Consider the following 10,808-nt stretch of genomic DNA (forward strand, 5'->3'; position numbering starts at 1 on the left):
CCGTCGTGCCGGTTGCCAGATTAATCCCGTTAAAGTTAAGCTGGCTGCCTCCGGCAAAGGGGTACATATCGAAGCGTAGTCACATTAGCAGAACCCGGCCCGGGGTTGTACAGTGAAATAACTCATCACTGTGCGGATGATTCTGTTTTTGTCCCTGATGCTGCTTTTTTGCGCTTTGTGGTCTTTTTCCCGTTGGTGTTAATAATACCTTTGCAGTCTGGGTAACGCACGCAACCCCAAAAATCTCCTTTCTTACCTTTGCGTTTACGTGTGGGCCCTTTGCATAACGGACAAGGGGGCGTGACGGGAGCGGTGATTTTCACACTGTCCTGGCGGCCTTTTTCGACAAGGTGACGGGTCCACTGCAGCTGCTTTTGCATAAAGACCGCAAGCGACATTTTCCCCTGCGAAATATCATCCAGTGCCTGCTCCCATAATGCGGTCATGCCCGGGCTCGTCAGCGTTTCCGGCAGGGCCGCAATCAGCTCCCGGGCCATCTGCGTTGAGTGGATGTGCTTCCCTTTTTTCTCCAGATAGTGTCGTTTGAAGAGGGTTTCGAGTACTGCCGCACGCGTCGCCTCTGTGCCCAGACCTGCGTTATCACGCAGCACTTTCTTGAGCTTCGGGTCACTGACGAAACTGGCCGCGTTCTTCATGGCAGCAATCAACGTCCCCTCCGTGAACGGTTTAGGCGGACTGGTTTTCATATCTTTAACCTCAGAACCGGTGACAGCGCAAATATCCCCTTTTGCCAGCGCCGGCAGCGCCATACTGTCACCGTCGACGTCCTCTTCATCGTCATCTTTTTCAGCCTGGAACAATGACTTCCAGCCCGTCACCACACCGACTTTCCCGCGTGTACGGAACAGCTGACCACCGATATTGAAAGACGCCTCCGTCACGTCAGATTCCTGCAGCGGAAGGAACTGGGCGAAATAATGCTGGCGAATCAGATGGTAGACCTTCAGCTCATCGGCGCTGAGGCGCGACAAATCAAATGCCTGTCGGGTGGGAATGATGGCATGGTGCGCGGTGATTTTCTTGTCATTCCAGACACGCGAGACAAACTTCCTGTCCAGCTGATTCAGTACCGGGGCCACAGCGGGATCGGATTTTGCCACTGCCGCCAGAACGTCGGGTATTTCCTGCTGCATCGAAGTTGGAAGGAAACCGCAATCTGTCCGGGGGTAGGTGGTCGCTTTGTGGGTTTCGTAGAGGGATTGGGCAATGGCGAGCACATCATTTGCGCCCATGCCGAACTTTCGGGAGCAGACCTGCTGAAGGGTGCCCAGGTCAAAACAGAGGGGGGCCGCCGTTTTTTCCCGCTTCTGTGTTACCTCCAGTACCACAGCCCTGCCCTGCTGCTGACACAACTGCCCCACCGCCCGGGCGGCCTGGGGATTGATGCAACGCTTTTCCTCATCACAGTACTGCTCAACGGGCACCCAGACTGCCCGGAACCGGACGCCCTCTTTTTCAATAAGCGCATGTACCTGCCACCAGGGCTTTGGCACGAAGGATGTGATTTCATTATCCCTGTTAACCACCATAGCAAGCGTCGGCGTCTGTACCCGCCCGACGGACAGCACTTCTGACACCCCTGAGTCACGGGCCTTAAGGGTATAAAGACGCGTCAGGTTCATGCCAATGAGCCAGTCCGCCTGGCTCCTGCCCTTGCCGGCATCATACAGCAGGGCTGTTTTTTCCCCCGGAAGAATACTGCTAAGTGCTTCCTTCACACTGGCCTCATCCAGGGCTGACAACCAGAGCCGGCGTACCGCGCCACTGTAGCGGCAGTATTCCATCAGCTCACGAGCGATCACCTCGCCCTCGCGGTCGGCATCGGTTGCGATGACCACTTCAGACGCCTTTTTGAGCAGCTTACTGATAACGGTGAACTGCGATTTTGTCTGCTCTTTAACGACCATTTTCCAGGCCTCAGGCAGCACAGGCAGAACATCGGCACGCCATGGCCTGCCATACTGCTCGCCATAGGCTTCAGGGCTGGCAGTTTCGAGTAAATGGCCGACCGCCCAGGTCACAACGATGTTACCGCCGCTGATAAATCCCTGCTCACGCTTGCTGATACCCAGCACGCGGGCAATATCCTTTGCCTGGGAGGGTTTTTCACACAGAAAGAGTTGCATGTGTTGCCTCCCGCATCAGCGTTTTTCACCCGCCGCAACAGCGCGGACATCATTCATCAGCTTCGTGACGCCGGACCCGGCCAGACGCTGTGATGATGATGAGCGATAGACAACATAGAGCCTGCTGCCGGACCCGTTTTTCTCGATTTCGATATCCAGGTGATCACGTCCGTTCCAGTCGGAGCCCATTTTGTAGTAGCTGCCCGGCATGGCGTCCCAGACGGGATGCGCATCATCTTCTGCCGCCGCTTTCCAGTCCCCGTCATTTGCGGCCTGCCGCAGTGCCTCAAGCTCCTGTGTGGAGATAAATTTGTAATGGCGCTTCAGGCGGGCCGCCGCGGTATCCACATCGACCGGCACGGAGAACGTTTTATCGACGGACTGCATGGCCTGTTGCCCCGCCGGGCTCATCAGCGGCATCCCGCCACTTTCTCCGCTGTCGTTGCCGCCTAACGTTTTTGTCAGGTTCGCAGCGGTATCGCTGACCTGTTTATTAATCGCAGCCCAGTCCGTTGTTGCGCATCCGCTCAGTAAAAAGAAGGAGGTGAGGAGGAACACAGGGCGAATCATATTATTTCTCCTCCTGAACGGCTTTTCTCAGAGGTGGAGAAAAGGAAGAGCGTTTCTTACCAGTAAGAATGTCAGTATCGGGCATGCCCAGTTTTTCTATTGCCTGTTGTGCTTCTTTAGTCTGGATTGCTATGTCAGCACGGTTAACCTTGACGGTTCGATAAAGGCGTAGCACACCATATACTTTTCTGATTAAGTGAGCGCAATGGCTCAGTAGTTCATCGCGACGGTTGCGGGATATGAGACCGTAATGAGCCGCCTGGAATGCTTTAAGGGCCATCTGGTCATATCCGACGAGTACCCATACACATCTGTAACCCAGCGGAGAACGACTGTATACGCCTATATTAAGTGGAGACGAGGAGGCAATGTCAGAAAATGAAACAGCAGGGGGAACTGATTTCAATATGACCTCAAGTTCTTCTACCCGGCTTTTGATATGTTCTCCAGCTTCATTCAAAAGCGTTTCAACCCTGAACATCGCCTCATCTGCCCATGGGTTATCTGCCAGGGAATCCTGATAAATAATTCCTGAGCGCTTAATAGCCTGGGGCATACTCATGATGGCATGCTTAACTTTCTTTACACCCTCCTTCGCCTGAGCCTGCGGGCGGCCTTCCCAGAGACGGATAGCATAGTTTGAGTGGATCTCGATTTTCAGGGAGGATGTGAGTCCGCCCGGTTTATCGCTTCGCGTTTCATTTTCAGTGGTCATGAAATCATCTCCTGTAAGATCCCGGTCAGGTTCGACCTGAGTCAGTGATACTCTTCAGGCAGGAGCTTGGGGACAACTAGAAACCAGATCCCTAATCTCGGAAATTCACTTATATGGCTTCATAGCGGGCTGGCTCAGGGCGTTGAAGTAGTCAGTTATATAGAATGACACCTCAAACTGCTTAAAAATCAAAAGATAAAATCCTTTCATGTTTTACTCAAACCAGACCCATACAGTGCTGTACATTTTTTATCCGCCGCTGCCACTCGCAGCACTGTTTGCTTTTTAACCACTGCCGCCACTCGCAGCACCGATTACTTTTTAACCACTGCTACCACTCGCAGCACCGATTGCTTTTTAACCACTGCTGCCACTCGCAGCGGTGGTTGTTTTTTAACCTCCGGTTCTAGAAGTAGCTATCTATCGTTTAGCTTTCTACGAATATCTCTAACCAAATTTCGTATGTTCTCTTCCGATACAGGATGGACAGAAGAACGTGGTTCTGGCTTCCACAGCTGTTGTTCAGGACGCTGAGCATTTTTTTGCACGGCACTCTCAGGCGAATCATCAGCCTGACGGGGCGCGTATAACCTGCCCTCACGGGCCTTTTTCATTACGGCCAGCAACCAGCCAACCGGGTTGCTGAGCTGCTGGCGTGCCATCACCTTTTGCAGGCTGAGCAGCACAAGTTGTGCCTGTTCTTCAGGCAGCGCCTGCAGCTGGGCGGTCAGCATGGCAATATCTTCTGCCGGCACAAGTTCATGCAAACTGTCGGGAAGCACAGGTTTACCCGGTACGTACGTATTTTTATTCACACTGTGTGTGATACTACGTACGTAATGGTTCGGTTTCCGAACCCGGTCATAACTGCCTGTTTTTACTGGCAGTACGGATTCCGAACTCAGTGAATTGTTGTATCTTTCTGGGCTGAGTTCGGTATCCGAACCCTGTTTTTTAGCGATGATTCCTGGCCGTTTATGACTGAGTTCGGTTTCCGAACCCGGTGCGGGACGGGGTATTCGGTGATGATGTTTCGCCATCTGGCTGGGCGTCTGTGGGCGGTCCAGACGCGATTCGATCAGCGCAAGATGGCTGCGATAATGGCGCATGGTGGGGTCGTTTTTTATATCGTCGAGCACTTCGCGGGCGGTCTGGCTGATAGTCCGGTTTTTACTCAGGCAGGCATCCGCCACCGTATCAAGGAAGCGGGGGTCGAGCGTTTCCGCATCGCTGAACGTCAGGGGCTCATCGTGCTGAGCATAGATATTCCCCCGCACCCGCCCTTTATCATCCCGCACGCGTTTACAGAGGCTGAGCCAGCCGGTTATTCGTAGCATAAGCAGGACGCGGCTTACCGTTTCCCTTGAGGCTTTCCCCTTTCCGGGTGAGGCAAGCTGCAGTTGCAGTTCGTCATAGCTGGGGAAAACTGCCCCCTCATTATTTTGTGCATACAGCCGGATCATCATCCAGCCCATCTTGTCCAGTGGTGACAACCGCGTGTCGAGCAACAGCCGGCGGGGAATGGAATCATGCACATTTCCGGTAAACAGCAGGCCGTTACGTATCCTGCCATCATCCCGCCGGGGTCTGGCCGCAAGGCGGGCATTCATTTTATCCAGCGTATAAGCAATCAGGCTTTCTGCAGGCAGACTCATTATTTTTCCTTTTCGGCCGCCATCACGGCCGTTCTGAACTGTCAGTATGCTTAGTAATGCACCCGCGTACGGGTGCAGGGTAAACAGGCTGTCATGCTGCTATTTCCGTATGGCGCTGTTATAGCGTTCGTGGCTGAGAAGAAGCCATGTCCGGCCTTCGTTGCGACTCAGCAAACGCCAGAACGGGCCGAGATCGATTTTGTAGTAACCGCAGCCTTTCTCATCGAGCCGGGTGTAATTACGCGCCCCCTGCCGGAAACGGCGAACCTGACGTAACGCCTTCTGACAGCATTGCGGCGGCGTACCATGGGGAGCCCGCAGGCCCGGCGCAACCATCCTGTATTTCATGCCGTCTTCCTTACCGGCGTTCGTGCCGGAGAAGGCTGCCGGGTTTTGTGCCAGCCGCGGACGGCATGCCAGACGGACGTCAGCGAGACGTTCATCTGTTCTGCAGCCAGCATCATTACGTCCAGCCCGTCAGCACTTTCCGCATCTTCAACGCCGGACTTTTGCCACTGACGCCACAGGGCGGCGTTTTCCTCATCACCCAGTGCGTTACCGCGCCCCGGCCGGACATCGATACCGGCAATACGACGGCGGGCCGCCACGTCCGTACTGGAGAGCCCGAAGTAATTGGCCATCAGTTCAATGGAGCCGCCCAGCGCCAGCGCCCGATCGATACGCTGGAGTCGTTTCTGTTCCGTCCGGGCCTGCTGCAGCATGCGCACCAGATTGCCGTGATTGATGCCCACACTGATGATCGACACCTCACTGCCGGAAAGGTAGTGAAGCTCTTCGAGCGAGAGCCCCTGCAGCATCTGCATTTCCTCGCGGTTCAGTCCCAGCGATTCGCAGCGGCGCAGATAGCCACTTCTGAGATCCATAACCAGCTGCATCAGCAATCCGTTGGCAGCCTGAGATAAACTGTTCATCATTCCCCCTTAATCCTGACGGTAACCAATGGCTGCCGGACCCCGGCCGCTGACACCATGATGAATACGGGCATTTTGTCCGGCTTCATACCCCTGATAACGTGCTGTATCCGCCCCGCGGCAGGCTTTCAGTTCACGGGTTGTGACTGTTTTCATACTGCGGCTTTCCAGCCAGTGGCTCATCACCTGCTCCTCCTCGCTGCTGATGTCAGTTGCCGATATCACCTCACGCACCCCACATACCCAGCCGTCACGGAACTGCTCCGCTCTCGCCCGGCGTGTGGCCAGTTTCAGCCGCTTACTCTGGGTTTTGAGATAAGAATTTGTGGCATCTTTCAGCTGGCGCGTCAGCACATCAAAGGCATAGGCTGCTATCTCAGGTTTTTCACTGAATCCGTAAAAGGTTACCGAACGGCGATACCCGGCAGAGGTCTGACGCCATGAGTAATAAGCGCGGCAGCCAAAGGCATGACAGACGCCCCGGACAAGGGTCACCATCCATTCCGGAACTTTTTCAGCATCCGAAGGGGCCGTGCGGGAAGACGCCTCGCGCACAGATGTAAGACTGGCGTCAAGCTCGCTGATACCGTATCTGGCCATCAGCTTCTGGGCACGCTGCAGGGCCAGTCCTGCCTCATGGGCATTACTGTTGCTGCGGCCCAGCTTCAGCAGTTTCCTGACAAGATTCAGCAGTCGCAACTGTCGCTGTGAGTTATTCATCACTGTTATCCTCCCCGTACGTCAGACCGCGTTGCAGCTCCCGAAGACGGCGCATAACGCGCATCAGGCGCAGCAGTTTCAGAGCATCTTCATCTGTCAGTGCAGGTGCTTCCCCCTCACCCGGGCCGCCGGTGAAAAGCTCCGGCAGACCACACACTCCTGCCGCAGGATGCAGCGCAGGCGCTTCGCCGGTCAGGCCCAGCAGAAATGCGGCGGCTTCAGAACACACCTCACCTGCCCCGACGTAACCGGCAGACATGTCATTGTCGCGTTGCGGAAGAATTTCATCTTCGCAGCCAAGGACCTCACCCAGCTCCCAGGCCAGACGAAAAGCGGTATTCTGCAGGTGTTCGATATCGTCCTGATGGGCCGGCACATGCCAGATGCTGTCATTAGTCACTGGCGCGTCATCCTGCAGGACAACTTCAGGTTCTGGTGTTAAAAGAGAAAGCAGGCCATCCTCCCCATTGTCCTCTTCTCCACCATTCTCTTCTCCGTACCCATCGGAGAGGGTAACCAGCCCGCTAACATCCCCGCTCTCACCTGAAATGACCGGCGCGGCACCGTACATATCTGGCTGAACCTCATGCCGGGGGGGCTGTTTATCCAGTTTTTCAGGTGGGGTATTATCCGTGGCGGGCGTTACCGGCTCTCCTGAGATTTCACGACGTGGACTGGAGAAAGGCTGCGCGACCTCAACAGACTTCTGCGCCGGTGTGGCCTGACCTGCAGAGTCAGCGGTGACGAGGCTGTTTACGGGAGGGATGGACACCGGTTCTGGATCGCCGAAGTGATGTCTGCGGTTACGTTCTTTAGGATCCAGTTCCATCATCCAGCGGTCATAATCCAGCTCCGGATGGGGCAGCGCATTCAGTAAATCACCAATTAATTCATCGCGAAACATCTCAAGAGACCACAGTTCCGGTGAGTTGAAACGGCCACAACACTGGCCAAAAACGTCGCTGAAGGATTTGTCGCCTGTGTCTGAAATCAGGCAAAACTCATCCCACACGCGTTCAGCATCATGCCGGAGCGCCAGCAGCGCCGTTATCTGAGGCCTGCCGAGCCCGGACTCAAGCAGGTCTGGGATCCACGGAAAAAGATATTTCAGTGCATCTTCCATACGGCTGATAGTTGAATTATGTACCGGCAGACCTTCACGGGTCAGAAGCTCTGACAACTGTCGTAAAGAGACTGGCTTTCCTAACTGCTCTTCATATATAGAGCGGGCTTTGTGGATCCCCTGCGCTTTTTCAATAAAACTCAGTTCCCCGCGCACTTCATTCTCTGCCAGATGGCCGATAACACACTGCAGCCGTCCCGGCCACGGCTTGAACAACACATGGACACGGAAAAAACGGTCTTCTCCGGTCTCCTGCCACAGTTCTGACAGGATCTGATAACGTGTATTACCACCGTCGCTGAAGATGTACATATCGGGCTCACCATCCGGGTCACGGGTGACTTTGGGTACGGTGTCCAGCCCGCGCGAACGGATGGAAGCCTTGATATCGTCATAACGCGGATTGCGTGATGTTCGCGGATTATCAGGATTCGGGCTTAACTGGTCGAGCGTCAGGACCATGGGCATTTCAGCCGCCGGCATGACGCTGATATTGCCGGCCGCCTGCGACTGGCGTCCGGGCTGCAGCATGGCAGCCCCCACATTAGAACTTTTACGGCTCATGCCTGTTTCCTCCCGCTGCGGTAACCGAAGTCATAGCTGCCTTCCTGAAACTCCGAAAAGAGGGTATAACGCCCGTCAAATTTGACTTTCACCGTGCCGGTTGGCCCCTGCCGCTGCTTGCCGACAATGATCTCAGCCACCCCGGCATCAGGAGTGCCGGGGTTATAAACCTCATCCCGGTAAATAAACATGATGAGGTCTGCATCCTGCTCAAGCGCACCAGAGTCACGCAGGTCACCATTATTAGGGCGTTTATCGGCCCGCTGCTCCACCAGGCGGTTGAGCTGGGAAAGCGCCAGTACCGGACAGCCCAGCTCTTTACCGAGCGCCTTAAGCGAGCGGGAAATTTCCGCTATTTCCTGCGTGCGGTTTTCCTGCTCGGGGGAGCGGACAAGCTGCAGATAGTCCAGCATGATGAGAGAGGGTCTGCCGTATTTGCGGACATAGCGACGGGCGCGGGCGCGCAGTGTAGCCGGGGTCTGGTAGCTGGTATCATCAATGATCAGACGGTTTTTCCATTCAATAATGCGACCGGTAGCCGCTGACACGCGAGCCCAGTCTTCATCATCCATGTTGCCGCTGCGAAGCCGGGACAGTTCCACCCGGCCTTCCATCGCCAGCAGGCGCATCATCAGCTGCTCTGAGGGCATTTCAAGACTGAACACAAAGACGTGATCGTCAGGTTTTGCGCCCACGGCCGCGGTGCAGGCGGCCATGGCCAGCGACGTTTTTCCCATGGAAGGACGGGCGGCCAGCAGGGCCAGATCGCCGGGCTGGAGACCACAGGTCATCGCGTCCAGTTCACTGAAACCGGTCGGTGTGCCGGTGAGGCCGTCACTGGCGGACATACTTTCCAGATGCGTCAGCAGTTTATCCAGCGCCTCGTTAACGCCGGTCTCACTGTTGAGCTGCATGGCTCCCTGTTCGGCAATGTTAAACAGCTTACCTTCGGCCGACTCAAGGATGCCGGCCGAGCTGGCTTTCGGGGCCTGCACATCGGAAAGAAGACTGTTACCCACTGTCATCAGCTGCCGCAGGCGGCTTTTCTCCGCCACCACGCCGGCGTAAGCAAGGATATTGGCTGCAGACGGCGTGTTTTTACTCATTTCAGCCAGATAAGCAAAGCCGCCACACTGTTCAAGGTCGCCTTTGTTCTCCAGCCGTTCCGTAATAGTGATGAGATCGAGCGGTAGCCCTTCTCCGGCCAGCTCGGCCATGACGCGGAAGACCATACGGTGCGGCCGGGAAAACAAATCTTCCGGGGAGATTTGCAGTATCACCTCATCCCACCGGTCGTTATCAAGCATCAGTCCGCCCAGTACGGCCTGCTCAGCCTCATAAGAGCAGGGCATCATCATCTCAGACATGACGCACCTCCCGGGTCAGAACGTCACTGAAATGGCTCTGCCACTCAGGGAACAGTTCACACGCGAGGTCGTGCATGGTGACGGCTGCGGCCGGACCTTTGCGGCGTGTTTTGTATTCCAGACGATGCACGGGCTGCTGCTTGACGTGCCCCAGTTTGAAAATATCCAGCGCCTCGATACGGGTATTGAGTAAACGATAAACGTCACGGTTGCCCAGCGCAGAGGCGTCGTAATGTTTTTCGTTAATGATGGCGGCAAGACCGTCCATTGCTTCACGGTCAAGCAGAGTGTTTTCGATACAGTTGACGAGAATGGAAATATCAGGAAGGCGGATACCGTAATTTTCATAGGTTTTCAGGCGGGTAAGCATGTGAAGGGAGCCGCGGATAAATTCACGGACATCCGGAAGGATGGGTTTAACAACGCCCATCACATTACCGGTAGAGGACAGGAGGGAAAGCTCAGTCATAACGCCTGTTGCGCCTTTAGAATCCACAATAATGGCGTCATAACGGTTAAAGAAAGGATGCTGAAGTATGTTACGCAGGCGAAGACGGCCATCTGCAGCGTGGAGCATCGCGGTCGGCAACAGTTCGTCCGGGTCGTTTGAGTAGATGACATCGAGATTTTTTATGGCGGTCTGCGAAATGCATTGCGTATGGTCACTGACCATCTGCATCAACAATTCATAGAGACCGAATGGGGATTCATGCTCCAGCGCGAAGATACTGCTGGCTGTGGGCTGGGAATAGTCTGCATCCACAAGAAGGGTATTCAGGCCAGCATCGGCAAGAAAACCGGCAAGGTAAGCAGCAAACGTGGATTTGCCTTCTCCACCTTTGGGAGAGATAACGGGAAGTATTGTCATTTTGCACATCCAAAACAATGGTTTGGATGTATGCGTTAGCGATTATTCACATCTCTGTAACACAAAGGCAAAAAATTTAACTTTCCGGCAATGGGATTGAAAATCCCCGTGTCCTTGGTTCGATTCCGAGTCCGGGCACCACTATTT

Annotated in this window: 10 protein-coding genes; all 10 read right to left on the minus strand. The window is 54.9% G+C overall.

Annotation, left to right across the window (positions count from 1 at the left end):
- Positions 1-125: 125 nt before the first annotated feature.
- The 10 genes from RTP97_RS07210 to RTP97_RS07255 all read right to left on the minus strand — a co-directional run bounded on the left by RTP97_RS07210 (position 126) and on the right by RTP97_RS07255 (position 10,661).
- Complete coding sequence (locus tag RTP97_RS07210; RefSeq protein ID WP_006777725.1) at positions 126-2,147, minus strand: DNA topoisomerase III; 2,022 nt, start codon at positions 2,145-2,147, stop codon at positions 126-128.
- A 15-nt stretch (positions 2,148-2,162) separates the two neighbouring features.
- A complete protein-coding gene (locus RTP97_RS07215) occupies positions 2,163-2,717 on the minus strand; it encodes a hypothetical protein (RefSeq protein ID WP_006777724.1) in 555 nt (184 codons plus the stop codon).
- A 1-nt stretch (position 2,718) separates the two neighbouring features.
- Positions 2,719-3,432, minus strand: coding sequence for a PFL_4669 family integrating conjugative element protein (locus RTP97_RS07220; RefSeq protein WP_010615557.1), 714 nt, complete (start codon positions 3,430-3,432; stop codon positions 2,719-2,721).
- A gap of 416 nt (positions 3,433-3,848) precedes the next feature.
- The gene (locus RTP97_RS07225; RefSeq protein ID WP_006777723.1) at positions 3,849-5,087 is read right to left on the minus strand and encodes an STY4528 family pathogenicity island replication protein; all 1,239 of its coding nucleotides are present in this window, start codon (positions 5,085-5,087) and stop codon (positions 3,849-3,851) included.
- A 99-nt stretch (positions 5,088-5,186) separates the two neighbouring features.
- Entirely contained in the window at positions 5,187-5,435 is a 249-nt protein-coding gene (locus tag RTP97_RS07230; RefSeq protein ID WP_004115572.1) for a hypothetical protein, read from the minus strand.
- A complete protein-coding gene (locus RTP97_RS07235; protein ID WP_006777722.1) occupies positions 5,432-6,022 on the minus strand; it encodes a DUF2857 domain-containing protein in 591 nt (196 codons plus the stop codon). The genes RTP97_RS07230 and RTP97_RS07235 overlap by 4 nt, the downstream gene beginning before the upstream one ends.
- Positions 6,023-6,028: 6 nt before the next feature.
- Positions 6,029-6,739, minus strand: a complete 711-nt coding sequence (locus RTP97_RS07240) for a DUF2786 domain-containing protein (protein WP_006777721.1) — start codon at positions 6,737-6,739, stop codon at positions 6,029-6,031.
- A complete protein-coding gene (locus RTP97_RS07245) occupies positions 6,732-8,426 on the minus strand; it encodes a ParB family protein (protein WP_049272637.1) in 1,695 nt (564 codons plus the stop codon). The genes RTP97_RS07240 and RTP97_RS07245 overlap by 8 nt, the downstream gene beginning before the upstream one ends.
- On the minus strand, positions 8,423-9,793 hold the full coding sequence (dnaB-PI, locus tag RTP97_RS07250; RefSeq protein WP_006777718.1) for an SPI-7-type island replicative DNA helicase: 1,371 nt from the start codon (positions 9,791-9,793) through the stop codon (positions 8,423-8,425). Before dnaB-PI ends, RTP97_RS07245 begins: the two co-directional genes overlap by 4 nt.
- Entirely contained in the window at positions 9,786-10,661 is an 876-nt protein-coding gene (locus RTP97_RS07255; protein ID WP_006777717.1) for a ParA family protein, read from the minus strand. Before RTP97_RS07255 ends, dnaB-PI begins: the two co-directional genes overlap by 8 nt.
- Between the last annotated feature and the right edge of the window lie 147 nt (positions 10,662-10,808).

This window comes from Pseudescherichia sp. (assembly GCF_031998825.1).
Classification (GTDB): Bacteria; Pseudomonadota; Gammaproteobacteria; order Enterobacterales; family Enterobacteriaceae; genus Pseudescherichia.